This window comes from Streptomyces sp. NPDC057854, from assembly GCF_042797055.1.
GTDB lineage: Bacteria > Actinomycetota > Actinomycetes > Streptomycetales > Streptomycetaceae > Streptomyces.
The window spans coordinates 622342-646322 of the sequence record NZ_JBHVMF010000001.1; the positions used below are offsets into that span (position 1 = coordinate 622342).

Annotated in this window: 34 protein-coding genes; 20 read left to right on the forward strand and 14 right to left on the reverse strand. The window is 66.9% G+C overall.

Going from position 1 to position 23981, the window contains the following annotated elements; genetic code table 11:
• Nucleotides 1–257: 257 nt before the first annotated feature.
• Together ACFVQZ_RS02965 and ACFVQZ_RS02970 are read right to left on the reverse strand one after the other, a co-directional pair.
• Nucleotides 258–482: a hypothetical protein gene (locus tag ACFVQZ_RS02965; RefSeq protein ID WP_383619140.1), complete on the reverse strand. Its 225-nt coding sequence runs from the start codon at nt 480–482 to the stop codon at nt 258–260.
• A gap of 65 nt (nt 483–547) precedes the next feature.
• The gene (locus ACFVQZ_RS02970) at nt 548–880 is read right to left on the reverse strand and encodes a hypothetical protein (protein WP_383619142.1); all 333 of its coding nucleotides are present in this window, start codon (nt 878–880) and stop codon (nt 548–550) included.
• Nucleotides 881–955: 75 nt separating this feature from the next.
• Between ACFVQZ_RS02970 and ACFVQZ_RS02975 the strand changes: the two genes are divergently transcribed.
• Nucleotides 956–1189, forward strand: a complete 234-nt coding sequence (locus ACFVQZ_RS02975; RefSeq protein WP_383619144.1) for a hypothetical protein — start codon at nt 956–958, stop codon at nt 1187–1189.
• The gene (locus tag ACFVQZ_RS02980) at nt 1186–1662 is read left to right on the forward strand and encodes a hypothetical protein (protein WP_383619145.1); all 477 of its coding nucleotides are present in this window, start codon (nt 1186–1188) and stop codon (nt 1660–1662) included. Before ACFVQZ_RS02975 ends, ACFVQZ_RS02980 begins: the two co-directional genes overlap by 4 nt.
• 56 nt (nt 1663–1718) lie before the next feature.
• Here ACFVQZ_RS02980 and ACFVQZ_RS02985 read toward each other — a convergent pair whose 3' ends face one another.
• Nucleotides 1719–2000: a hypothetical protein gene (locus tag ACFVQZ_RS02985; RefSeq protein WP_383619147.1), complete on the reverse strand. Its 282-nt coding sequence runs from the start codon at nt 1998–2000 to the stop codon at nt 1719–1721.
• Nucleotides 2001–2137: 137 nt separating this feature from the next.
• On the reverse strand, nt 2138–2575 hold the full coding sequence (locus tag ACFVQZ_RS02990; protein ID WP_383619148.1) for a hypothetical protein: 438 nt from the start codon (nt 2573–2575) through the stop codon (nt 2138–2140).
• Nucleotides 2576–2689: 114 nt separating this feature from the next.
• On the opposite strand from ACFVQZ_RS02990, the gene ACFVQZ_RS02995 reads away from it, so the two are divergent.
• The 6 genes from ACFVQZ_RS02995 to ACFVQZ_RS03020 all read left to right on the forward strand — a co-directional run bounded on the left by ACFVQZ_RS02995 (nt 2690) and on the right by ACFVQZ_RS03020 (nt 6838).
• A complete protein-coding gene (locus ACFVQZ_RS02995; protein WP_383619150.1) occupies nt 2690–3016 on the forward strand; it encodes a hypothetical protein in 327 nt (108 codons plus the stop codon).
• Nucleotides 3017–3223: 207 nt separating this feature from the next.
• Nucleotides 3224–4462: an AAA family ATPase gene (locus ACFVQZ_RS03000; protein WP_383619152.1), complete on the forward strand. Its 1239-nt coding sequence runs from the start codon at nt 3224–3226 to the stop codon at nt 4460–4462.
• A 133-nt stretch (nt 4463–4595) separates the two neighbouring features.
• Nucleotides 4596–4781, forward strand: coding sequence for a hypothetical protein (locus ACFVQZ_RS03005; protein WP_383619154.1), 186 nt, complete (start codon nt 4596–4598; stop codon nt 4779–4781).
• Nucleotides 4782–5030: 249 nt separating this feature from the next.
• Complete coding sequence (locus tag ACFVQZ_RS03010) at nt 5031–5750, forward strand: hypothetical protein (protein ID WP_383619156.1); 720 nt, start codon at nt 5031–5033, stop codon at nt 5748–5750.
• Nucleotides 5751–5936: 186 nt separating this feature from the next.
• Complete coding sequence (locus ACFVQZ_RS03015) at nt 5937–6134, forward strand: hypothetical protein (RefSeq protein ID WP_383619158.1); 198 nt, start codon at nt 5937–5939, stop codon at nt 6132–6134.
• Nucleotides 6131–6838, forward strand: coding sequence for a hypothetical protein (locus tag ACFVQZ_RS03020; RefSeq protein ID WP_383619160.1), 708 nt, complete (start codon nt 6131–6133; stop codon nt 6836–6838). Before ACFVQZ_RS03015 ends, ACFVQZ_RS03020 begins: the two co-directional genes overlap by 4 nt.
• A gap of 86 nt (nt 6839–6924) precedes the next feature.
• On the opposite strand, the gene ACFVQZ_RS03025 is transcribed toward ACFVQZ_RS03020, so the two are convergent.
• Complete coding sequence (locus tag ACFVQZ_RS03025) at nt 6925–7422, reverse strand: hypothetical protein (RefSeq protein ID WP_383619162.1); 498 nt, start codon at nt 7420–7422, stop codon at nt 6925–6927.
• Between the two features lie 179 nt (nt 7423–7601).
• Between ACFVQZ_RS03025 and ACFVQZ_RS03030 the strand changes: the two genes are divergently transcribed.
• Nucleotides 7602–7844, forward strand: coding sequence for a hypothetical protein (locus ACFVQZ_RS03030; protein WP_383619164.1), 243 nt, complete (start codon nt 7602–7604; stop codon nt 7842–7844).
• On the forward strand, nt 7841–8266 hold the full coding sequence (locus ACFVQZ_RS03035) for a helix-turn-helix transcriptional regulator (protein WP_383619166.1): 426 nt from the start codon (nt 7841–7843) through the stop codon (nt 8264–8266). The genes ACFVQZ_RS03030 and ACFVQZ_RS03035 overlap by 4 nt, the downstream gene beginning before the upstream one ends.
• Before the next feature lie 273 nt (nt 8267–8539).
• Here ACFVQZ_RS03035 and ACFVQZ_RS03040 read toward each other — a convergent pair whose 3' ends face one another.
• From ACFVQZ_RS03040 to ACFVQZ_RS03070, 7 genes are all read right to left on the reverse strand, one after another.
• Nucleotides 8540–8755, reverse strand: a complete 216-nt coding sequence (locus ACFVQZ_RS03040; RefSeq protein ID WP_383619168.1) for a hypothetical protein — start codon at nt 8753–8755, stop codon at nt 8540–8542.
• A 60-nt stretch (nt 8756–8815) separates the two neighbouring features.
• Nucleotides 8816–9766, reverse strand: coding sequence for a hypothetical protein (locus ACFVQZ_RS03045; RefSeq protein WP_383619170.1), 951 nt, complete (start codon nt 9764–9766; stop codon nt 8816–8818).
• Between the two features lie 83 nt (nt 9767–9849).
• The gene (locus ACFVQZ_RS03050; protein WP_383619172.1) at nt 9850–10059 is read right to left on the reverse strand and encodes a hypothetical protein; all 210 of its coding nucleotides are present in this window, start codon (nt 10057–10059) and stop codon (nt 9850–9852) included.
• Nucleotides 10056–11066: a DUF932 domain-containing protein gene (locus ACFVQZ_RS03055; protein ID WP_383619174.1), complete on the reverse strand. Its 1011-nt coding sequence runs from the start codon at nt 11064–11066 to the stop codon at nt 10056–10058. The genes ACFVQZ_RS03050 and ACFVQZ_RS03055 overlap by 4 nt, the downstream gene beginning before the upstream one ends.
• Nucleotides 11067–11341: 275 nt before the next feature.
• On the reverse strand, nt 11342–11959 hold the full coding sequence (locus ACFVQZ_RS03060; protein ID WP_383619175.1) for a hypothetical protein: 618 nt from the start codon (nt 11957–11959) through the stop codon (nt 11342–11344).
• An 82-nt stretch (nt 11960–12041) separates the two neighbouring features.
• Nucleotides 12042–12260, reverse strand: a complete 219-nt coding sequence (locus ACFVQZ_RS03065) for a hypothetical protein (protein WP_383619176.1) — start codon at nt 12258–12260, stop codon at nt 12042–12044.
• A 6-nt stretch (nt 12261–12266) separates the two neighbouring features.
• Nucleotides 12267–12482 (reverse strand): hypothetical protein, encoded by a 216-nt coding sequence (locus ACFVQZ_RS03070; RefSeq protein ID WP_383619177.1) that lies wholly within the window; start codon nt 12480–12482, stop codon nt 12267–12269.
• Nucleotides 12483–12999: 517 nt separating this feature from the next.
• Between ACFVQZ_RS03070 and ACFVQZ_RS03075 the strand changes: the two genes are divergently transcribed.
• The 5 genes from ACFVQZ_RS03075 (at nt 13000) to ACFVQZ_RS03095 (ending at nt 17744) form a co-directional block, all read left to right on the forward strand.
• Nucleotides 13000–13278: an HNH endonuclease gene (locus ACFVQZ_RS03075; protein ID WP_383619534.1), complete on the forward strand. Its 279-nt coding sequence runs from the start codon at nt 13000–13002 to the stop codon at nt 13276–13278.
• Nucleotides 13279–14567: 1289 nt separating this feature from the next.
• Complete coding sequence (locus ACFVQZ_RS03080; protein WP_383619178.1) at nt 14568–14843, forward strand: hypothetical protein; 276 nt, start codon at nt 14568–14570, stop codon at nt 14841–14843.
• Between the two features lie 12 nt (nt 14844–14855).
• The gene (locus ACFVQZ_RS03085) at nt 14856–15254 is read left to right on the forward strand and encodes a hypothetical protein (RefSeq protein WP_383619180.1); all 399 of its coding nucleotides are present in this window, start codon (nt 14856–14858) and stop codon (nt 15252–15254) included.
• A 25-nt stretch (nt 15255–15279) separates the two neighbouring features.
• Entirely contained in the window at nt 15280–16248 is a 969-nt protein-coding gene (locus ACFVQZ_RS03090; protein WP_383619182.1) for a hypothetical protein, read from the forward strand.
• Between the two features lie 11 nt (nt 16249–16259).
• Nucleotides 16260–17744, forward strand: a complete 1485-nt coding sequence (locus tag ACFVQZ_RS03095; protein WP_383619184.1) for a hypothetical protein — start codon at nt 16260–16262, stop codon at nt 17742–17744.
• Nucleotides 17745–17804: 60 nt separating this feature from the next.
• On the opposite strand, the gene ACFVQZ_RS03100 is transcribed toward ACFVQZ_RS03095, so the two are convergent.
• Nucleotides 17805–18464, reverse strand: a complete 660-nt coding sequence (locus ACFVQZ_RS03100; RefSeq protein ID WP_383619186.1) for an HNH endonuclease family protein — start codon at nt 18462–18464, stop codon at nt 17805–17807.
• 210 nt (nt 18465–18674) lie between these two features.
• On the opposite strand from ACFVQZ_RS03100, the gene ACFVQZ_RS03105 reads away from it, so the two are divergent.
• From ACFVQZ_RS03105 to ACFVQZ_RS03125, 5 genes are read left to right on the forward strand one after another with little or no spacing between them, the layout of a single operon-like run.
• Nucleotides 18675–19016, forward strand: coding sequence for a hypothetical protein (locus tag ACFVQZ_RS03105; protein ID WP_383619188.1), 342 nt, complete (start codon nt 18675–18677; stop codon nt 19014–19016).
• 1 nt (nt 19017) lies between these two features.
• The gene (locus ACFVQZ_RS03110; RefSeq protein WP_383619189.1) at nt 19018–19506 is read left to right on the forward strand and encodes a hypothetical protein; all 489 of its coding nucleotides are present in this window, start codon (nt 19018–19020) and stop codon (nt 19504–19506) included.
• 16 nt (nt 19507–19522) lie between these two features.
• Nucleotides 19523–21010, forward strand: coding sequence for an endonuclease/exonuclease/phosphatase family protein (locus ACFVQZ_RS03115; protein WP_383619191.1), 1488 nt, complete (start codon nt 19523–19525; stop codon nt 21008–21010).
• A gap of 12 nt (nt 21011–21022) precedes the next feature.
• Nucleotides 21023–23296, forward strand: coding sequence for a hypothetical protein (locus tag ACFVQZ_RS03120; protein WP_383619193.1), 2274 nt, complete (start codon nt 21023–21025; stop codon nt 23294–23296).
• Complete coding sequence (locus ACFVQZ_RS03125; protein WP_383619195.1) at nt 23293–23565, forward strand: hypothetical protein; 273 nt, start codon at nt 23293–23295, stop codon at nt 23563–23565. The genes ACFVQZ_RS03120 and ACFVQZ_RS03125 overlap by 4 nt, the downstream gene beginning before the upstream one ends.
• 10 nt (nt 23566–23575) lie before the next feature.
• Here ACFVQZ_RS03125 and ACFVQZ_RS03130 read toward each other — a convergent pair whose 3' ends face one another.
• Complete coding sequence (locus ACFVQZ_RS03130) at nt 23576–23935, reverse strand: DUF732 domain-containing protein (protein WP_383619197.1); 360 nt, start codon at nt 23933–23935, stop codon at nt 23576–23578.
• Nucleotides 23936–23981 lie beyond the last annotated feature (46 nt).

Genomic DNA, 23981 nt, shown 5'->3' on the forward strand with positions numbered 1-23981 from the left:
CCACCGAAGACTTCGGGCCGTGGCCCGGCGCTGGCCCTCGCCGCAACGCCTTCATGGTCGGGCTCGGCGCCGACCTGTGCCTGGCGTTTCTCGGCCCCTGCACGAGTCGGCGCTGCCGCCGCACCGACCCACACACGTCGCACGGCGCGACCGGCACCGCCCAGTTCGCCGAGGCTGCCGGCATCCCGACCCGGTGGTACACCGCCTGAGCAACTGCGACGACCGGGTGCAGTGGATTCCGGTGTCGCGACGACCGGCTACTCGGGGCGTTCGTTCGGTTCCAGCGACCAGAAGAGCACCGACGCGTTCGTGGCGCTGCGGCGACCCGTCAGCTCTTCCATCACCTGGAGCAGCACTTCCTCGTAGACGGTCAGGCGGTCGTGCCCCTCCGGCCAGTGGGAGAGTCCCGACCGTGTTGCGCGCCGGAGCACGTCATCGTCGCCGACCCACTCGACCGTGATCACGTAATGAAACAGTCTCATGGGCGCCGACCCTAGCCCCAGCACCGGCACCTGGGGGCGGTTTCTCGCCTGCTGCGAGAACCGACTCACCGGCGCCGGTTCTGTGCCTTGATCTGCCCGGTCAGCGACGGCGCCATCGTCCACGGGAACTGGTCGTCCCGGCTCGTCGCCTCCGACAGGACCCGCCACAGCCACAGGGTCCAGCTGCGGGGCATGGGCAGCGTGAACTTCTGCCGGTCCGAGATCGCCGCGTCGTAGACCGCGCGCGCCCAGGAGGCGACGGCCTCGCGGGAGCTGTCCTGCTCGTACGGCCAGGCGCCGTCGCACAGGCCCCAGTCCTCCAGGCACTCCGCGACGACCAGCCACTCCAGGGCACCGTACGAAACGCGGTACGACTCGCGGCGCATTTCTACTTTCACCCAAGCACCATAAACCGTGAGGAAATGATCATTTATGCAGCCTGAGTGCCTGATCGAGGTGCGGGAGGCCCGGCGATGACCACCGACACCGTCACCGCCGCTGCCGCCTTCGCCGACATCGTCGCCGACGTCGTCCCCGACGCCCACTGGCAGTGCTACCGCTGCTACCCCGAGGGCAGCAGCAAGCCGAGGGCGATCTGCGGCGTCCCACTGATGGGCGTCGACCCGGAACCCGACGCCGGCATGTGCAGCGACTGCGACCATGCCTGGCCGGACCACTTCGCCGGCCACTGGGCGGGGGACTCATGACCGACATCCCGTACGGCGTCGGCGGCTGCCTGTGCTGGGGCGACGACGACAGCCACAACCGAGCCAGCCGCTGGCGCCCCAACGGCACCTGCCCCTACCACGGGATTGTCGCCGACGGCTTCGGCGCCAACCGCACCGACACCGGCATGTACCGGGTGGTCCGGGGCGACGACGGCCAGCCGGCCCAACTGGATGACGTCCCCGCCGGCCGTGTCGGCGGGCGCGTCATCGCCGGTCAGAACGGCAAGGGCACCGCCCTGGAGCCCGACGAGATTCGCAGCCTGTTCTGGGACGACCACGACGAGGACATGAAGGACCCCGAGTATCGGAGGGCCTTCGAGGACGCACGCGACACCGCCAAGCGCCGCCGCTACCGGCAGGGCCGGGGCCACTGGGGCGTCGGCATCGCCCGCAGCCCCGGCGGCTGGCACGTCACCGTCGGGCCGTGGTGCTGGACGACGGAGCCGAGGTGAAGCGCGCCAAGGCCGAACCCGTGCGGTTCGGCATCAGCCCGGCGCCCCGGCGGCGGTCAGCAGGGGATGCTGAGCGTCATGCTGGAACCCTGGTAGTGGGTCTCGTACGCGTTCTGCATGCTGCCGTTGACCATCCCGGAGTACCGGTACATGGTCACCCCCTCATCCGACACCCACTCACCCTCGTAGACGAAGGTCACCTCGTACGAACGGATCTCGCTGTCCCATACGTCTCCGCACCCGCCGCCGGCGACCGCAGTGCCCGCGCCCCCCAGCACCAGGCTCAGTCCGAGCAGGGCAGATGCGGCGGCGCCCAGCGACTTGACCTTGAACGTCATGGTTCCCCCTATGTCCGTGCCCCACGCCATCCGCGCGGGACGCGTGGGGAACGTACCTCGGAGGAATCGGCTCCGGGGTGGGTCATTCACGCCAGAGAAGGGAGGAAATCCGACATTCCGGCTGCCGGCTGACACCCTCACCGGCCGTCGCGGTCCTCCTTGGTCCAGCGGCCGTCAGCCCAGCGGATCACGATCTGCTGGCCGTCGTTCTCGTCCCGCACGAGATCGTCGAAGTCGCGGATGAGCGCCGCGTGAGCTTCGTGGTCGAGGTCGCCGGGCAGGTGGAGTTCCCACCGCCCCTCTTCACTCTGCACGACGATCAGCTCCACCTCCGCTCCCTGCGGCACCACCCGGCGCAGGCGAGAGCGAAGCGAGGTGAAGAACCGGCGAGCACCGTCATAGGAGTCGCTGGCGGCTCGTTGCAGAGCCTCCTGAAACATGGCAGCCGCTATGAAACCCACACCTGTGACCGCCGCCTCGGCCACGTAGTGCATGACGATGCCGTCATAGCGTTCGCCACCGTGCAGCCGTATGCCGTCCTCGCCCTCATACGGATCTTCGCTGGTATTCCCCATGAGCCACCCCCCAGTCAGAAGACGAGCACAGCAGACGGCACCAAGCCCCGGCAACCCGAACGCCCCGGAAAGGACCCCGAGTTCGTCATCACCGAACCCCAGGAAGGAGTGACGATGAACGGGACGGGAGGAGCTGAATCCGACACCAGCCTCCGCCAGCGCATCGCCCAGGCCATCCACCGCTACGACGCCGAGCAAGCCCTGTCCGGCAACGACACCCCCGGACTCCACCACTACGGCGAGGCCGACGCCGTCCTGGCCGTCCTCGGCGACACCGGCCCCTGCGGCTGCCCCTGCACCGCCTGTACCGAGTACTGGGAGCAGTGCCCGCCGGCCTGCGCCGACGGGCATACCCACACCGGCGGCTGCCAGTTCGGCGTGCCAGACAACGATGCCCCCCCGGCGGACTCGCGTCTCGCCGGGGGTAAACAGCCTCGGTGACCGGCCCCCCGAGGATTACTGACACGGAGGACGCCGGTTCACGGGCCAAGCAGCACGAACACTGCACCGAGCCGCCACGCGGCCTGGGCGAGCACCAGGCCGTGCACCACACAACTGAAGAGGAGAGCGATGACGTCCCCGGTGTTCTCGCAACCATCCTCAGATGGATCCGACGACGATAACGGGCCCTCCTCGACCCTCATCTCCATGGCCGCCCAGCTGGCGCACACGCTCGGGCAGCGGGACCAGATCCGCGAACAGCTCCCGGAAGACATCCGGGGGCTTTTTGATCTCTCGTACGCGGTCCAGCACATCAAGATCCAGGCGGAGGGCCTGGACAAGAAGCGGGAGGCCGACCAGCGCCTCGAAGCCGAGACCGCCCGGCTCCGTGCCGCCCGGGGGGCCGCCGAACACCTCGCCGCCGAGGAAGAAGCCGCCCTGCGCGCCGCCGGCGACACCGACGCCGGCAACTTCGGCAGCGTCCTCAGCTCCCTCGACCTGGAAGACCTGCCCGAGGTCGACCCCCTGATCGAGGGCTTCCTGAACAAGGAGACGGTCGTCCGTCTGTACGGCCCGCCGAAGTCGTACAAGTCGTTCGTCATGCTCGACATGGCGGGCTGCGTGGGCACCGGAATCCCCTGGATGGGAAAGCGGGTCACCTCCGGGAAAGTCCTCTACATCGTCGCCGAGGGAATCCGGGGGATCAGGCGCCGGGTGAGGGCCTGGGAAAAGCAGAACAACCGCCCGATGACCGGCGTCGATTTCTACCCGAAAGCCGTTCAGCTGGGCAAGAGGAATGAAGTCCGGGCACTTATTGCGTTTTCCCGCAAAAAGGGATATGACCTGATCATCTTCGATACTCAGGCGCGCTGCACCGTCGGCATCGAAGAGAACTCCAACACCGACATGGGGCTCGTCGTCGCCGCCCTCGACGTCCTCAAGGAAATCACCGGGGCCTGCATCGCGCTCGTCCACCACAGCGGGGCCGACGGGGCCAGGGCGCGCGGCGCCACCGCCATCCTCGGAGCGCTCGACGCCGAGTTCAAGGTCGAGCCCGACAAGGACACCATGAGCGTCCGGCTGGAGACCGTCGCCCAGAAAGACCTCGGGGAGCACCCCGTCGTCGAGATGGACCTCGTCACCCCCGGCCCCGGTCTCGCCCTCGCCGTCAAGCCACGGCCGAAGTGGTACCAGCAGCGGGCCGAGGATCTGCCGCCGCTGCCGGTGCTGGAGCACACCGTCCTCAACGTCGTCGTCGCCTTCGCCGCCGCCGGCGCCACCGAGCAGATGATCAACTCCAGGACCTCCGGCAGCGCCGACAAGGCCGCCGTCCGCGAAGCCCTCGGCCAGCTCCTGGTGAAGGGATGCGTCGCCCGGCAGGGATCGAGCTGGAAGGCGACCTCGCTCGGCCAGCGCCGCATCGGCGGCTTGACGGACGACGGCTAGGGCTGTACACGCACGCGCTCGCGGCGCATGCGGGTGTCCGCATGCGGGTGTCCGCATGCGGCGGATGCGCACGCCGTTGCTCCGCAACAGGGGGTCGCTGACGCTCCCCCCTAGTTGATCAAGAAAGGCAGTCATGTCACTGACCCCCGAAGACCGCGCCATGAAGGCGCGGGAGGCCCGGCGGATCCACCACCAGATCGAACACCGGGAGCAGCGGATGAAGGACGCCCAGCAGGAGCTGGACGCCTTGAAGGCCCGCTACGAAGCGCTCGTCGCGGAACTCATGGGCGACGAGGCGGAAAGGCAGGAACGCGCATGATGATCACGAAGTGCATACCCTGCGGTACCGCCTGGCCGGGCAAGAGGCCACAGCACTGCCCGGCCTGCCACCTCACCTTCGGGGGCACAACGGCCGGAGACCGCCACCGCGTCGGGCTCTTCGGCGCGGAACGCCGGTGTCTCACCGAGGTGGAGTGCGAAGAAGCCGGTCTGGTGCCCCGCCTGGACTCAGAGACCGGGACCATCGTCTGGGGCGGTAAATCGCCAGTGACTACAGCCTGGGGTCGGGATGGCTGACCACCTGGTCGACACCCCGATACGCCTCGCCACCTGCAACCGCTGCGGGGCGTACGTCTACCTCGCCCACTCCTCCGGCGTCCGCGCCGCCGCAGACGTAGCCGTCGCCGACCGCGACGCCTACATCTCCGCCGTCCTCGCCGGCCGGCGCCTCTTCGACCTCGCCGAAACCGCCGGCCGGCCCCAGAAACTCCTCGTACGCACCGCCAGCTCCGCAGTGCCCGCCTTCGACGACCACGGCACCCAGCAGACGGCACCCGGCCGGCGGAAAGTACTCGCCGAGCACGGCTGCGGCGCCCACGCCATGGACGCCACCAAGTTCACCGAGGTCGCGCAGGTCCCTCCCCCAGCCCCTGCGACGCCTGGCAATCCCAGGGGTGGAACCCCCCACGGGACTGCCCCCGTCGCCGGGGCGGCACCGTCACGTCCTGCCGGGCCTGCGACCCGCCGCCGTTCTGACCTCGGCCCCGAGGCGCAGGCGGCCTGGGAGGCCATCAACGGCTCGGTCCCCCAGGTCACGCTCCTGAAGCCTCCACGGTCATTCGGTGACGCCGCGACGGGGCACCGCAGAACCGCCCGGTCCCGCCGGCTCACGGAACGACCCCCGCGCTGCGACATCTGCAACGCCTACATCGGCAGCGACGAGCTGTACGTCGGCATCCAGCACGGGTCCGCCTGGGTCTGGGCCGTCCACGACGGGGACTGCCCGTGAGGTGGTGCCTTCACAAGGGCTTCGCGTGGTGCACGGAGCACCGGAAATTCCACGATGAGGTGAGGGTGGAAATCACCACCCTCGGCGATATCCGGAATGTTTACCTCTGCCTAGTCTGCGGGGGGACCAGAAATGAAGAGCGGGAACGGTATGACTGGTGAGGAGAGCCCGAGGATATACCTCTGGGTGACGCCCGTCGATAACGGCATGGTGAGCCTGTCCATCCACTACGAGCACAACCAGGAAGAAATCGCCCGAGTTTTCGTCACCGGCACCCACGCGCGCGCCACCGCGGAACGGCTGACGATGGCTTCCTTCAGGAGCGAGAAGGCACTCCTGGAAAAGATCCAGGAACAATTCAATAATGAGGGTGATGGCACGTGACCGAGGCGCTGCTGGAACGACTCCGGAAGAACTGCGAATCCCTCGGAGAGGGGTACAAGGAGCGGGTCGAGTACAAGCTCCCCGTCAAGTACCACGACAAGGCCACCTGCACCGGCAGCGCCGAATGCCCCTGCCCCGTCCAGGAGGAGAACCGCGTCCGCGTTGTACGCAGGTCCGGCCTCCTCGACCAGCTCCGCGAGTTCCACCAGAACCGCGACACCGACCGCAACCCCAAGGCCGCGCGCGCAGCCCCCCGCATCAAGACCGCCGGCCGGCCCCCCGGCGACGTCTCCGGCTTCCTCACCCTGGACGAGATCACCTGCGACGCCTACATGTCCCTCGACCTCATCTTCATCGAGGCCGGCCGTGACCGGACCTGGCTGTCCGCCCCTCTCAAGAGCGTCTTCCACGGCCTGCCGTACCAGGTCGCCCAGTTCATCGACGCCCGCCCCGACCTCGCCCGCGACACCCTCAAGCTCACCGACAAGTGGGTCCGGCAGGCGAAGACGGCACTACGGGTGAACGCGTCGGACGCCATGTTCGGCGACACCGTCTGCGGCAACTGCGGCGGGGGCCTGTCGATCACGTGGGACAACTCCAGCGACGTGCGCTGTGTCGGCACGCCCGAGGCGCCACCCTGCGGCGAGACCTACCCGATGTCGGAGTGGGTGGCGCTGTACGAGAAGGGGAAGCGCGATGTGTAGCGTCTGCCGGATGCAGCGCACTCACGCCGTGTGCGTCGGTTGCCGGTACGACGTGAAGCGCTGGAAGCTCGCACTCGGCCGCTGCCCTATGTGCAGGACCGAGCTGGTCGACATGGGGGTGAAGTTCCGAACACCTCGGAAGACCGACGACCGGGCCTGGGAGCGGATAACGCCGCCAGACGGGCCGGCACGAGGAGCCCGCACGCCGTCGGCATGACGTCCTCGTTCATCTCGCGCACCAGGGCCTCGTCGACCAGGTCGTCGCGCAGCAGGATCTCGAAGAACCAGGGGCCACGACCACCGAAGTACATCCGCATCGGCTCGCCGTCGGTGAAACGCCCATCCACCCGCTCGAACCAGACGAGCAGATCCGGGCGCTGCGTCACATGGCCGGGGTCCAGCTCGAAGGGGCCGACCTCGGCGAACGCGTGGCTGAAGGCTGCCATCTGACGGGCGAGGGCGGAATGGATGTGGCCGTGCCTGAGGGCGAGGGCGATCACGCCGTCGTCGATGTCGATCTTCACCTCGGCCAGGCGGTCATCGGACATCACGTGGCGAACGATCCAGAGGGTTCGGTACTTCATGCTTCGCACCCCTCAGGTGGAATCCAACGAGTTTACAAAACTTGCGGGGAGGGGGCGAGTTGACCCCGAAGTTACGCGATCCCGGAAATTTTGCGCTCGTCAAAAAAACTTGCGGGGAGGGGGCCACAACCCCCTGAAGTTTTTCAGGCAAGAATTTTTTGCACTTTTTCGGAGTGAGAATGCAGAACAAGCAGTCGCTACTCGACCTCGTCACCAGGGCAGAAGGGGGACGGCTTCTCTCAGGTGAAGCACAGATCCTCCGGGACGCCATCGAACGGCTCGACGAAGTCTGCATGTGCCTGGACGCCCTCCAGGTCCCGCCGGCCGTACACGACGGGTACGACGCATCCACCACCCAGACGTTCCGCGCGGTCGATGAGTTCTCGGCCGACGACAGTCCCCGCACCAGGGACTGCGAGTGAACCAGATCAGCTACTACCGGTTCTGCTGCCGGATCCGCATCGCCGACGCCGACGCCGAGGAGGTGCCCGGCGGCGAGTGGCTGGCGATCGAGGTCGGGGACATCCGTGAGCGGCACGAGCAGTTCGCGGACGCCCGCCTGAACCCGTTCTCCGACTGGTTCAACGAGACGCCGGCTCTCCTCGCGCACGTACGGGCCCTCCAGACCGACAGATCCTCCGACGTGCGCCGGCGCCTGGTCGACACCGAGGCCGCCGTCCTCTATACCGGCCGCGACCGGCAGACGCTGTACCGCTGGGCCCGCGAGGGTCGGATCACGCGGCACAAGGTCGGCGGCGCCGGTCGGCGCGTCATGTGGGACGTCCTGGAGCTGCCGCCCAGCGGGTCCGGCCGGCCGCCGCAGGGTCCGGCCAAAAAATCATGAATCACATGATTGACGCATAGTTCACAAAAAGTGCATCATGAATTCGTGGCGGAGCTGTGCCTGCGGGCGCGGTCCGCCTTTCGCTTGGGCGAAGTCGCCGCCAGGCGCCGGCCCCGGTCCGCACGCGTCCCCGCCCCGCGCGGTCCGGCGCCGGCGGTCCGTCGCGGCACGCGTGGTCCGGGCCGGCGGTCCGGCCTCTCGATCATCTCCACCCATGAAAAAGCCCCTGTCACCGTTGCCGGTGCAGGGGCTTTCGTGTGTCGGGGGCGGTTTTCAGGTGGTGAACGTCGTCTTCGCCGACTGCGCATCGGTGGAGGTGACCTCCCCCAGTCCCATGGCGTTCGCCAGTAGCTGCGCCACGTGTGCGTAAGGGTCTGCCACATCGTGCGGGTAGGGGATCGTCAGAACGGCGCCCGTGTCGGCGTCGGTCGCGCGCATCCGTTCCCCCTCCCTGGACGTGGCGGGAAGCTTCCGGGTCTTGATTGTCATGGCTGCTCTCCTCATGGGTGTGCCCCCGCCGGTGGAGTTCGGCGGGGGCGGTTGTCGGCGTCAGCCTCGTTCCAGTGCCCGCAGCTGCCGCCGCTGTGCGAGTGCGCGGCGAGCCTCTTGGATGACGCCGACGCGTTCAGCTTCCGGGCGCAGTGTCCGCACTAGGTGCGCGCACTCTTCCTCCGTCAGGTAGAGGAACTGCGTTTCGATGGCCCGTCCTGCCCGGATGATCAGGCCGCGCCCGAGTGCCTGCGGGGCGGGGGGCGCGTAGCCGAGAGTCCACGCAAGGGACTTCCACGATTCGTTGGTGTGTTGGATGAGGATGCGCGTCCCGAACGCTTCGATCACCGCTGTCGGTATGAGCCGCTTGTCGGGGAACTGCGCGAACGCCACAACGTGGATGTTGACGGCGCCACCGAGGTTCAGGATGTCCCGGAGTGCCTTCCGTGGCTTGTACACGCCGCGCGGGGGTAGCCCCTTCTCGAACTCTTCCAACTCGTTCATCATCGAGTTGATCTCTTCGGCGATCAGGACGATGCGGGGACCGACGGGCGCGTCGGCAACGGCCCCGGGGAAGTCGTCGACGACTCGCATGCGCCGCTTGAGTTCGGCAAGCACGCTGACGATCACGTTGGCAATCTCGTGCGTCTCCACTGCGTACGAGACACCGGGGAGGTTCTTCGCCCACCGGTGGCTAATCCGCTTCACGTCCAGGAACACCGCCGAGCCACCCTTGACGAGTGTCTGCGTGGCGATGCTGGCGGCGATCACGGACTTACCCGAACCGCTGGGGGCGGAGACGAACAAGTGTGGGGAGTCGCCCCCCTCACCCCGGGCGAGATTGAACGACTCGTACTCACCACGGCCGTTCACGCCGAGCATGTACTCAGTCGGATCCGTCCTCCACATGTCCGCGCGGACATCGTCATACGTGACGATGCGCGGAAACTCGGTAGAGGGCACCGCGCTGTCCATGCCAGCAAACGGGCCCACTTCGGGGTTGAACTCCATTGCCTTACCTTTCGAGTCGCCGTGATGCTGCGCCAACGCCCCGACAGTGCGGGGCGCTCGCGTTAGTCACGGATCTCCGTTCGTCAGTACTCACAGACGGCGGGGTGCCCTTCGAAGATGAGGACGCCGTAGAGGTAATCGGCGTCATCCCCGTATTCAGCCCACGCTGCCGCTTCCGCCTTTTCGCGGGCCTCACCGGGACCAGTCGCCCAGACCTGAAACGAGACAGCTTCCCGGTCATCCTGGGATGAGTCCCAGTCCATGACGACCGTGTAGGGCTTCTCGGCAGTCACGCTGCCATCTCCAGAATCTTCCGGACGGTTTCTGCGTCCGACTTCTCGATGGTGCCGTTCACGGCGTTGAGCATGTTCCGTTCCTGCCGGGACATGCCGCGAACGATGCCCTCATGCTGGCCGTACGTGTTGAATGCCTGCCAGGCACCGAATGCCGTACCGGCCCAAGGGGCGACGCGTTCGTCATGGCGCCACAGTCGCATCATGACTTCCCGCTTGGTGGTGGCCATCGTCGCGGCCCGCTTCGACTGCACGGGGTCATCCGGCATGGGAACCAGTTCCTTGACGATGCGCTCCCACATTACGTCATCCACCTGAACGGCCGTCAGCCGCGAGACCTCCGCTTGGAAGTCCTCAGAGATCTTGTGGACGATACCGAGTGCGTCCCGCACGGACTGAATCCGCGTCAGACTCTGAGACGAATGCCGGACCTTGACGGTTGCCCCGTCTTCACGGAGTGCCGCCGACATCGTGTTGTCGCAGACGACCGACGTCACGACTTCCTTGTACGTCGTGGCGATCGAGCCGTCAAACGACGTGCATGCCAGCAGGAAGGGGCGGAATTCCACCCCTTCCGGGGTCTCCACCGTGTCCGGCATCTCCACGGAGACCCAGGCGACGGCCCCGCCCCTCAGCAGACCGGCCGACCCGACTTGCAGATCGGCGTCCAGGATGCTGGCCACGTTGTCGAGCAGCCATTCCCCGTACTGGTGAGGCTGGTATCCGTCACGGAAGATTCCCATGACGTCGCCGGTGTCGCTGCGGACGATCGCCTTGCGTCCGGAGACCTCTTCCGCCCAATTCTTCGGGTAGGGGCCGGAGCCGCCGACGTAGAGGGGCCGTTCTTCCGCCGTCCAGGAGAACAGCCGCTTGTGCACATGCTCGACCGGGATAGCGTCGGCGTAAGTGTTGTCGTCTCCGGCGCGGTGGTGCCAAGCGTGACCCCGCTTTTCGGTGAACCCGATAAGGGTGTTGTTGCTCAGCCATTCGAGAGTTTCGCGTGACATGATGTCACCTTTCCTGGTTGTGGCGGGAGTTCGTGATGCTGCGCCTATGCCCCAACTCGCCGTTGGGGCACACGCGTTAGTCACGGACCTGAATTCGAGCATTCGGACCAAAGGGCATCCACCCCTCAGCTTTGGTGTCGGCACGGGTGGCGCGGAATCGGATGAGGTTCATCCCGAAGATGGGTTCTACGTACGGTTCGGGGTCACTCAGAACCTGAACCTCTACGCCCCGATACTCGAATCGCATTCCCGTACGGATCTCATGGGCGGGAATCTCACTCATGGGAGTACCTTTCGAGCGCGGGGCGACGGTTGCGACCGGCCAGAGATTCCGTCCAGACAACCCACGTGACTGCCTGCACCTGACTGGGAAGCACGCCGAGGATTGCGGCGGCATTGCGGTAGGCCAGTGAGAGCGCTGCGTATCGCCCCTTGGAGGAGAGACCGCGATCACGGTTCCCGTGAGCCTTGCCGACAGCGACATCGTGCGCGTGGCGATCTATGCAGACCGCTTCGGCGTCGTCGGGGTCAAGGATGCACCGGTAGAAGTTCCCTGTCTTGACGCTCATGGGGAGCACTTCGGCAGGGTCAGCACCGGCCATGATCTTGACTACCTTGCCGAGTGCGTCTCCGGTGTGACCGTGCACCCTGCCCGCGAAAGCGTCATGGGCCAGCCGGCGATTTGCCGCCCAAGCCTTGTTTGCCGACAACGCTGCGATGACCCCGGCCCCGGCGACGACGTTCCCGCCGCTCATCATGTCGGCAAGCTGATGTGCCGTCCGATACCAGGACTTCCCGCGCTGCTCCTGATCTTCCGTAGCCTGTCGGTAGACCTTGACGATGTTGCGGACGTATCGACGTCGGGTTGAGTCGCTGGGATCGATGGGGATCATGGCGCACTTCCTGGGGTGGTTCTGGGGAGGGTTGAGCCATCTCGCCAACTCCCGTCGCGGGTACGGGAGTCACCGGCTAGGTTCAAATCTCCAACTCTTCGATTCGATCAATCGGCGGGATGTCAGGATCGAACATGGCTTCCTGCCAGTCGCCCCACTCGGCCTGCGCGTCGATTTCGACTTGGGGGAGCGGGAGAGCTGGTGCCGTGAGTAGCAACTCGTCCTGGCAATAGGGGCAGTTGACGTAGTCCGGCGCTTCGGCGTGGTATGCGTCGTGCCATCTGTCGAGCATGCACGTCATGGCGGATCACATCGCTTCCCGCATGATCTCTGTGTAAGTGAGTTCGTCGGGCGACAGGAGTTCATGGCGACTGTCGCCATAGATCGTGGCCACGAAGTAGTGAGCCCAACTCTCGCGAGCGAACTCCCTCGTAATTACGCGGCCGGTAGTGCCGTTGCGGTACCGCGCGTAATAGACGTCTGAGAGAGCGTCATACGCGAACCATTCTTCGGGGTGGAACATGACGTCACCTCAGTACGGGAGTCGCCAACCACTCGGAGTGCGAGTGTCGATCGGCTGCGGCTCGTGGGGCTTGCGGGTGGACTTGCGGACCTGAATACGTCGCATGATCACTCCAATGGGATGGTTGTTTGCAGCGCGATGTTCTGTTTCAGGCGCGGGCCCATCGGACTGGCTACCGCCGGGTGATCAAATGCGCCCCGGTATCTTTCAAGCCCTGGTAACGGCTGTGTCCGCATCGCGACTACCGGCAATCTTGACAACGCGCGTGCTAGACGCGCGCTATCAGCTATGTCGGTAGATCAGATATTGACTTGAGAAGGATCATGGAACGTGGGGCGGATCGCGCGCGCCATACCAATGGCATAGCCTTCGCTCCCGCTCTCCTCACTTCCTCATATATATATAATCGCACTTCACCCCCAATGGGGCAATATATATGGGACAGGAAGTCCATGATTCTTTGATATGTATATGCAAGATCACATGGCTGAATGACCTTGACATTGGGGGCAATGACATGAAAGGGCGCGATGGGCGACAGTGGCGGCGACTAGTGGCATGGGCGAGGAAGGAGCTACCCCCCATATGCCATATCTGCGGGCGTGCGATAGATATATCCCTGCCGTGGAATGACCGCGAGGGGTGGACACTCGATCACCGGGTTCCCATCGCCGTCGCCCCCCACCTGGCCGAGACCCCGGGCAACCTGGCCCCTGCACACCGGGGATGCAACTCACGGAAGGGCGCTAATCCCAGCTACCGGCCCGACAAGCCCCGGCAGTCTCGTGTGTGGTAGCTGGCGCCGAAGCGCAGCCGGCCTACTATCCGCGACCGTATTTGTGACCTACATATACATCGCCTATATAGCCCCCATCTTGCAGAGCCACCGTCACCATGCACTGCGCATCGCAACGTCACTACAGCACTCGGCATCGTGCATGCACTAAGCAGTATGGCTGTGTCGCTACTTCACGCACGCCAAGCAATGCAACATGACACCGCACTAAACATCCACAACGAACCGTTGGCATGCGCATCGTATGCTTCACGTTGGCAGCACTACTGCACGCCAACAGCGCACACGGCTAGCAGCACTTCCCCATAGACGCACGCACCTGCACTCCGCTGCACCCTCACCCTGTGTCGGCATTGGCGTCTCGATGTCTAGGTATGGCACCCTCGCGCCATCCATGAGCGCGTGCCTACATACCCAACACGCACCCTTACTCTCTTTCTTGCCTGCTTTCTATTCCCTCTTTCGTGAATCCATTTCAAGCATTAACTCGACTTCACCCTGAGAATGCAATTGACCCGTAATCGGACTGAAATGCGATGCATCCTCGGCTACCCGTGCTTATTATAGGGCAATGAAGTCCCAGGCCATAAAGGGAAAGCGCAAGGCCGAGAATTCCGGTAAGCGCCGGATTGTAACGGCTATCGATATGGGACCTGAGGCAGTGGCGCAAATGCAAACCCAAGTGCGCAGCAAAGGTGATATTGGCACCGCATGGGACCCATTGCGCAGAAAAGGGACCCCTCGGCATTGTGAATGCAAGCCTATCCATGTCATGTCGTCCTGCAACGAGGTCCCCTGACCTGCCAATATGCAGGGCTACATGACATGCCGTCAGCCATAGTGTCTTGCAATCGGCGAGGAATAGCGACGCGGCCGGTAGACATGCACTCCCTAGCAATCTGCCGAATTGCTATAGCGAACCAATGCCGAGACGGGGCAGGGGGGTATCTATGGACGGGAATTCAGTTCGGCCGGTCGACCCCGCCTCTCGACCGCTTTCTCTCCCCGATGAGAAATTCTCAGGGCCGTTGGGCGTTTCCGCAGGTCAGAGGCTCGCAGACGTCGATATCGACTCGCCTATCGCTAGGCCGGCCCGCGAGGTGACGCCAACGTCCGCCGCAGGCGTTGGCTACCCCCACCAGGTACCCTTCCGAGTTTGCAGCCGAGAAGTCCAGCGGGCGTTTATGGTCTCTTTCTCGCGCGACCCGATGCGAATATATGTATCCGGCACGGATTCCAATCCTCGCTTTCTCGTCGGCATTGGAATATGAATACGCGAGGGATATTCAATGGCTGCCTCAGACCATAAGAAGGACCCGGACGCCGTACTCGACTGGGTTTGGGACTGGAATGAATACCTAGACGAGGGCGAGACCATCGTCACTTCAGAATTCATCGTCTCTGTCGGTATCACCGTCGACTCGGAATCGAATACGACGAAGACGGCGACGGTGTGGCTTTCCGGTGGCACCGCCGGCCAGGTCTACCAGGTCACCAACCGCATTACCTCTTCGGCCGGTCGCACCGACGACCGCTCCATAACGATCCGCGTCACTGAGCGGTAGAAAGGACTCGACATGGCCGTTCGACTCTCCGCGTCGCTCGCCAACGCCCTCGCCGACCAGGTGGACGCCACCCTGGGCAACGCCGGCACCATCAAGATCTACACCGGCTCGCAGCCGGCGACCGCCGATACCGCCGCCTCGGGCACGCTGCTGGCGACGTTCACGCTGGGCTCCCCCGGCTTCGGCGTGGCGTCGGGCGGCACGATCACGCTGACGGGCACGCCGCTGACGGTGGCTGCGGCGGCGACGGGGACGGCCGGCTGGTTCCGGATGGCGACGTCGGGTGGCACGACCATCCTGGACGGTTCGGTGGGCACGTCGGGGCAGCAGATCAACCTGAACACCACGTCGATCACCTCGGGCGTGAACGTCACGATCACCTCGGGCACGATCACGATGCCGACCTCCTAACCGGGGAGGTTGTTAGGAGGTCGCGGTGGCCATCTCCTTCGTCGGCGTCGCGTCCTGGGACTCCGCCTCGACCTCCGGCAGCGCCTTCACCCTGAACAAGCCGGCCGGGGTGGCCTCGGGCGACTTCCTGGTGGCCATCTTCGCGGCCGACACCTTCGACAGCGGCGGCGGCGACCGCACGGTGAGCAACCCGTCGGGCTGGACGACCGTGGGGCACGTCTACGGCGGCGCCAACGGCTTCATCCACGTGATGACCCGTGCGGCGGGCTCCTCCGAGCCGGCCTCGTGGAACGGCACGTTCACCGGCGGCTCCACTGCGGACCGGGCGTCCGTGGTCTGCGCGTATCGCGGGGTCGCGGGCCTGGCGGTCGACGGGGAGTCCAGCACCGGCTCGGCGACGACGCTGAACACGGCGTCGGTGTCCAACCCGTCGGCGACGAACTGGCGGGTGGTCGCGGCGGCGTACTCGTCGGCGTCGACCAGCTACGCCATCACCTCGAACGAGGTGTCCCTGCGGGACCGGCAGCCGAACGCCAACGTCGAGCCGGCGATCTGGGACTCGAACGGCACGATCGCCACCGGGTCGACGAGCAGGCAGGTCTCGCGTGGCGCGGCCTGGGAGTCGGCGATGGCCTGGATCGGCATCCTGGACAACCAGGAGGGCGCCGCGTCCTCCGGCACGCTCTCGGGGTCGCTCCCCCTGCCCACGATGACGGCGTCGGGCTCCCTGAGCTACAGCGGCACCCTGGCGGCATCCCTGTTCCTGCCGACGATGACCGGCGGCGGCATCGCGTCTCCCCCGTCGGGCGCCCTCGACGTTCCGGTGGCCGTGACGGTGTCGATGGCGGGCGCGTCGGCCGCCCGGGGCTCTCTGGACGTGATCGCGGTGCCGGTGGTGAACGTGGTCGGCGAGACGCGGTTCTTCGGGATCCGCACGATCACTCCGGAACGCGAGGACCGGACTGTGAGGCCGAGGCTCGGCGCCACTGACTGATTGGGGGCACCGTGGCTGTTTCTCACGTCAATACCCAGGTCGGCTCATCGGCCTCCAGCACTTCGGTGGTGGTGACGAAGCCAACGGGTACGGCCTCCGGTGACCTCCTCACCGCGTTCGTCACCTCGAACTACCAGGCGGTGTCCGCACCGGCCGGCTGGACCGAGATCGGCGACTACGGCATCGAGACCTTCCGGGTGCACGTCTTCCGGAAGGTGGCCGGCGGCTCGGAGGGGTCGAGCTACACCTTCACGGTGCCCAGCTCGGCCACGCTGCTGTGCCAGGCGACGGCCTGGCGCGGGGTGGACAACACCACCCCGATCGACATTGCGCCTGTGCTGTCCGCGTCTTTCAACTCTTCCGAGCCGATGAGCACGGAGACGGTGTCAGGCGGCACACAGGGACGAATGGTCTATTTCCGGGCAGCACGGCGGGCCAGCTCGGGCACGCCGATCACGTACACGGCTTCCGGGGTCACCGAGCTGTCGGACGCTGGCGTGGCTGCTTCCGGCAACGCGTTCGCGTACTCCGGCGGCCTGTACATGGCCACCAGCGACTACGCGAGCGGGGGCAGCAAGGCCGGCCTCGCGATCACGGCCTCGGCGACGGAGACGCACGACGTCACCGTCACGATGGCCATCAAGGCCGGCGGCACCTCCGGCACCGTGGATGCCGACCTTCCGTCCCTGTCTTCGGTGAGCATGTCGGGCTCGGTGGCTTACCCCGCCGTCCTGGACGCAGATCTGCCGGTGCCGACGGTGGAGGCCGAGGCCTTCCACGGCTTCTACGAGGGCCCGCTGTCGGTCAGCGTTCCGATCACGGTCAACGTCGCCGGGTCCACTCCCCCGCGCGGCCCTCTGGAGATCTCCCTGCCTCCGATCGTCGAGATCGTCGGTGAGACCCGCCGGTTTGCCGAGAACGTCGTGAACGTCAGCCGCGACGAACGCTGGTTCGTCATGACCCAGGACGGCTGGCACCTCGGGCGCCGCAACGTCAGGTTCGTGCCCCTGGTGGTCGAGCTGCCGCTGCCAGTGGTCGTCATCAGCGCCACGACGTCTCCAGAGGCACCTTCTCCGGACGTCCTGGTCGAGGTGTTCGGCGCCTCGGTCAGCACGACGTTCCCCGCCGGTACCGCGAGCGCTTCGGGCGCCGCTGACGCCGCCGCGATGGAGAACGGTGCGCTGGGCGTCTCCGAGTCCATCGACATCGGCGGTTCCGCTGAGAACGCCACGGTCCATTCGCTGAGCACGCTCTTCGTGAATGCCGAGGCTGCCCAGGTTCAGGTCGAAGTCCCGGACGTCACGAACGTCGATGCGTCCGCCGGCCTGGCGTCCGCAGCAGTCACTGCGAACGCGGCCACGGTCATCGCCGGTGGTGGCGTTCAGCCGGCCGCCGGCCATGCGGCGGTCTCGGTCACCGCGAACGCCCCGACCGTCGCCAAGGTCCCCGGCACGCGAGCCGGCGCGGGCCACGCCTCGGTCACCTGTCACAACTAGGACGTCTCTCAGGTCGCCGCGCCGAGAGGTCTTCGGCGCAGCGACCACAGTCGGAGGGGTTCAGTCAGCGAGGTCGTAGACGAGCGTGGAGTCGGGGCAGTCGGAGGCGTAGCGCAGCAGGGCGTCCTTCTCCGCCTCGTCGACGGACAGGCTCCAGCGCAGCTTGGTCTGCACCCATTCGCCGAGGTACCGGCAGCGGGCTTCCTCGACGGGCATCCAGGTGGCCGGGTCCTGGTCGGCCTTCTGGCGGTTGGAGCGGGCACTGACGGCGATGAGGGTCGCCTCGGCACCGAGGTCGTTGGCGTAGCGCTTGCGACGCTCGGGCGTCCAGGAGTGGCCGCCGGAGTCGTGGACCTCGGCCAGGGGGACGAGGTGGTCGATGTCGATCTTGCCCGGGCCGGAGCCGTGGATCTCCTGGTTGTCGTAGTACGACCACCACACCCCGCCCTCCAGCTTGCAACCGGCCCCGACGACGGGGTCCTCGATCGCCTCCGCGATCAGGACGTCCTTGTCGGTCTTGCAGCCGTTGCCGTCCAGGTCGCGCCAGTGGGGGTAGAGCTTGCTGCGGTCGTAGCCAGCGCGGATCTCCTCCGCGACGGGGAGTGCGGCGATGCCCTCCAGCAGACGGGTCTCGTCGGCGTGGGCAGGGGTGACCGTGGGTGCCAGAGCAGCGAGGGCGGCGGTCGCACACAGGAGACCGCGCTTGAAGTTCGAAGGCATGGCCGTGTGATCTACCAGCGGTTTCGATCCGCCGTCGACACCAAGCGCGGTCTTGTCCACCGGCTGGCGCAACAGCTTCACCGCATGAACGTTCCACCGCCACACCGCCTTTGGGCGAAGGGTTCGACCACCTGCCGTCGCGTCCCCCTGACCCAACGTTCCAGTCACACCGACGGCCAGCACACAGCAGCAGGCCTAAGAAGGACCCGCATGAACTTCATCAAGAGCCTCCTCAACAGGAAGGTTCCGATCCTCACGGCGGAGCAGCGCTGGGAGTGCCCGAACTGCACCCAGACCGACGTGACGTACGAGAGCAAGCCCCACACGCGTTTCCACACGTGCCGGGGGCTGAAGGGGCTGACCGCCCCGTTCGTTCCCGCCGGGACTCGATGCAAGGTCGAGGCCGTCGAGCGCGAGGACTACGTAGGAAAGGAAGCCGTCACCTTCGACGGCGAACAGCGCCCGATCATGCGAGTCGAGACGACTCGCGACGACGGCAACGACGTAGCGGTGCTCGCACCGTGCGCGAACTCACGAAGCGGAGTGAACTGACATGGCATGGTCTGGAAGCGCCATGTTCGTCGAGTGGGCCAAGATGACCCAGGAGGCGAGCGGCACCGGGTACACGGGCCTCGACAGCGACACGGTCAAGGCCGCCCTCTACAACAACTCGATCACCCCGGACAAGGACGCCGCCGTCGGCTCCACGGGATACAACACGGGCACCTGGTCGAGCACCAACGCTCTCAACGACACCGACGGTTCAGACGACTGGCCGGTCGCGGGCATCGCCCTGACCTCGAAGGCGGTAACGGACGCGGGCGCCGGCGTGGTGATGTTCGACGCGGCCGACACCACACACGCGAACACGGTGACGATCACCAACGCGTACGGCTGCCTCGTCTACGACGACAGCATCACTGCGGGCACCGTCGCTGACCAGGGCATCAGCTACCACTACTTCGGCGGCGCGCAGTCGGTGACCACCGGCACCTTCACGATCGTCTGGCACGCCAACGGGCTCTTCCGCATCACCGTGTGACGAATAGGGGGTCGACGTGGCGATCTCCTACGTAGGCGGCACCAAGACCCCCACCTCGTACCCCGGTGCGGCCACCAACACGTCTTCGTGCACCATCGCCAAGCCCACAGGTACGACGGCCGGCGACTTCCTCATCGCCTTCCTTCAGGCAGGTGGCGTAACCATCTCGCCGCCGAGCGGCTGGTCGCTGCTGAGCAACTTCGCCCACGCGTCAGGCAACTTCACCAACGACGTCTACTACAAGATCGCCGAGAAGGCGCCCGTCCGCGTCATGTCCTTCAACATCCATCACGGCGCCTGGCCGGACGACCCCACCGTCACCCTGTCGACGGTCAGGGACGTCATCGCCAACTCCGGCGCGGACGTCATCGGGCTGCAAGAGGTCGACAAGGTTCGCAACCGCAGCGGCGACGTCGACCAGGCGGCGTGGCTGGCCAGCGAGCTCGGGTTCCACTACGTGTTCGGGGAGAACGTCGTCTTCGCGGGCGACGGCTCGTACGGCACCGCGATCCTGTCCCGGTACCCGATAACGTCATCGAGCAACACGGCCCTGTCGAGCGGGGGCAACGAGCAGCGGGGGCTGCTGCGAGCGAACATCACCGTGCATGGCGTTGCGGTGACCTTCGCCAACACGCACCTCGACGCTTCCGTGAGCGGCACGATACGAGAGACCCAGACGACGGAGATCAACACCATATTGGGGGCCACCCCGACGTTGACCGTCCTCATGGGCGACCTGAACGCCGATCCCGATGACACGGAAATACAGACCCTCACCAACGTCTACCTCGACACCTGGGAGGAAGCCGGGGAAGGCAACGGGTACACCTTCAACGGGACGACGCCTACCAAGCGGATCGACTACGTGCTGGTGTCGAACGACATCGTCACCCGGACTGCCGAGGTCGTGGACGACACGGCTTCCGATGATCACCTGCCCGTCCTGGTCAACCTGTCCCTCCCCAGCGGCGCCGAGCCCGCGAACTACGCCTTCACGGCCAGCGCCGCCACGACCCCCTTCTGCGGCGCGATCTCGTGCTTCCGTGGCGTCGACACGCGGAACCACTTCGGCGGCACCCACCAGGTCTCGTCCACCACCGGCACCGACACGGTCAGCACGCCGAGCATCACCACCACGGCGACTTCGGTGCTGCTGCACTACCGGTCGAGCCGCGAGGACAGCGGCAGCGGCAGCACCGTCACGACGGAGCCCACCTTCACGACGACCGGCATGACGACGCGGCTCCAGTACGGCAACCGGGGAAACACGGTGGCCTACGGCGGGCGCCTGGTGACCGATGGTGTGGTGCAGGTGGCGCCCGGCACCCACAGCGGCAGCAGCTTCAACTCCGCTGACGTCATCACGCACTCCATCGAGCGCACGATCGCGCTGCGGGCGGCTGACGCCGACCTGCGCGCGTCGCCGACGGCGGCGGTCTCGAATCCGGTGACGGTGAACAAGCCGACCCCGCAGATCAAGCCCATGGCGCAGGTGATCGGGTAAGGGGGTGGGTCGGTGCCTACCGACGTCATCACCACCACGGGTGCCGGCACCTGGCAGGCGCCGGCCGGGGTCACCTCGATCACCGTCCGGTGCTGGGGCGGCGGCGGTGCCGGCGGGTCGGGTACGGGCGCCATCGCCGCCGGTGGCGGCGGCTGCGGCGGATGCTTCGTCGAGAAGGTCTTCACGGTCGTCCCGGGCACGACGTACAACCTGAGCGTCGCCGCCTCCAAGGCCGGCGCAGCAGCCAACACGGCAGCCCAGAACGTCGGCAACGACACCTGGTTCCTGAGCACCACCTCCACCGGCTGCACGGCCAAGGGCGGCCTGGGTGGCAACCCGGCGACGACGGCGGCATCGAGCGGCGCCGCGCGCACCAACAGCTCCACCGGCTGCATCGGCACGACGATCCGCATCGGCGGAAACGGCGGCGCTGGCACGCAGAACTCCACGTCGGGTGGCGGCGGCGGTGGCGCCGGCTCCACAGCTGTCGGCGGCAACGCCTCGGGTGCCACGGCCGGCACCGGTGGCTCGGCCGGCGGCGGCAACGGTGGCGCGGGCTCCGGCAACGTCGCCCTGGCCAACGGCAACCCCGGCAACACCTACGGTGGCGGCGGCGCCGGCGGCATGACCAAGTCGACCACCGACGCGATCGGTGGTGCCGGCGCCCAGGGCAAGATCGAGATCACGTACACCGCTGCGGGCGCGAGTGCCAGCGCGGAGGCGGTCTCGGTGTCCGGCGCAGCCAGCGCGGCCACGGCGAGCGCGGGCTCCAGGCCCTCCGCTCCGGCTGCTGCCGCGACCTCGTACCAGTCGGTGTTCGCGGCCGGGTCGTCGGCTGGGACGGGCACCGCGGCGGTAACGACGAGTGATGCATCGGTCACGGCAGTGCCTGGGGCGTGGGCTTCCGCCGGACACGCGTCGGCCGCAACCTCCGCCAGCGCCACGGGTCCCGCGCTGGCGGCCTTGCTCGGCAGCGTGACGGCTGCGGTCGGCACTGCTGCCCCTATCCCGGTGGTCACCGTCGGCGCCGGCGTGGCGCCGACGGTGGCATCGGCGAACGCCCCCGCGACGGACCTCGACGACTCCCTCGGGCTGGCGCAGCAGGCGGCGGTCACCGCGAGCGCTCACGCCAGCTCGGCCGCGCTGGGCGCCCTCCCCCCTGCCACGAGCGCCACGGTGTCCGCACACGCCGCCACGGTCTCCGTCGCGGGCTCCACTAGCGCTCCGGCAGGAGCCGCAGGGGCTGCGGCCTCTGCCCTTGCCGCCTCGCCGACGATCTCCGCGACCTCCGGCGAGTGCTCGGCCTCGAACACCGCGTACGGCGCCTCGACCACTGGCACCGTCCTGGCGACCGCCGGTCAGGTCGGCGCTTCGGTGACAGCACCCACCCACGTGGTGGGCCCGGCGAGCGCCCCGGCGTCCGCCGTCGCCTCGGCCGTTGCCGGGACGCCGGCCGTCGCTCTCCAGACCCAGACCGGCGCCGTCTCGTTCTCCGTCACGGCCAGCAACGCCACCGTCAGCACCATCGGCTCCGCCAGCGGCTCGGCGGGCCTGGCGGCGGCCTCAGCTTCGGCCCCGGATGCTGCGGCCTCTCCCGCAGCTGCCGGAGAGTCGCCTCAGGGGACCGCGACCGCATACGGCGCGACCGTCTCCTCGTCGGCCGAGAGGAACGCCCCGGCTGGCCTGGTCACCGCTGCGGTGGTCTCCGGCGGAGGCCTGACGGTCGTCACGTCACCCTGCGATGCGGTCTCCGCCTCGGCGGCTGCCCAGAATGCGTCGGTCTCGACGGCGCCGGTCACTAGCGCTCCCGCTGGCCCCACCAGCGCCCTGGTGTCGGCGAACCCTCCAGTCGTCGTCATCACGTCGAGCGCGGGGACAGTGCTCGCCACCGCCGACGCTCGGGACGCTCTTGCGGTGCTCCAGGCTGCCGCCGACGCGGTGGAGCTGTCTGCTCCCGCCTTCGGCGCCATGGTGCGCGTCGGGACGGCGGCGGGGCCGGCGCTCGCTTCCCTCCAGGCCCTCGGCGGAAGCGCTCAGGGCAACCGCGTGGACCCAGACGCCGAACCGGTCGCCGTCACGGCGACCGCGTACGGGCCGTCGGTGGCCGACGTCGCTCCGACACCCAGACACAGGACGTACTTCGTGAACGAGGAACGCATCTTCAGGATCTTCGTCGAACGGCGAACGCTCCAGATGGAAAAGCCCAAGGAACTGCTCATCATGCGCGAGTCACGTGCGCTGGGCGTGCAGGAAGAAGAACGCGTGCTGGAGGTACGGATCTCATGAGGACCTGGGAGAAAGACCCGGAGGCCGTACTGGACTGGGCCTTCGACTGGACCAACTGGCTGGCGACCGGCGAGTCGATCACCGGCACCCCGGTTGTCACGGTCGACCCCGGCCTGACGAAGGACAGCCAGTCCAACACCGCGTCCAAGGTCACCTGTTGGCTCAGCGGCGGCACGCTCGGCACCACCTACAAGGTGGCCTGCCGGATCACGACCAACCAGGGCCGGACCGACGAGCGCACGATCGGAATCCGCGTGACGGACCGGTAGGCCCTCGTGATCAGCCGGCCTCCGGGCAGTAGGTCTTCACCGCTGCCTGGAGGACCGTCCGGGACTCCTCCGCGTTCAGCGAGGGGTCCTTGCCCCGGAGCTGGCCAGCGATGCCTTCGGCCCAGTCCGGAAGGAGGTCGGCCTGCTCGCAGACCACGTGCGCCAGCTCGACCAGTTCGGCGTCCGACTTCGTTGAGAGCACCCCGTGCTCGTCAAGCAGCGCGAGGAAGCCAGCATCCTGCCGTTTGGCTGCGCTCTGGGTGGTTTCCTGCTGCGTCGGCTCAGGGTCGCTGTCGCCGCCACCTCCGCAGCCGACTGCGGCGACGCCCGCCGCCAGGACGAGGACGATGCTGGCTCCGAGACGGCTCATGGCGCTCTTCTTCCGTGCGAGCCCCCTGTGGGGTCATTCTCCTCGC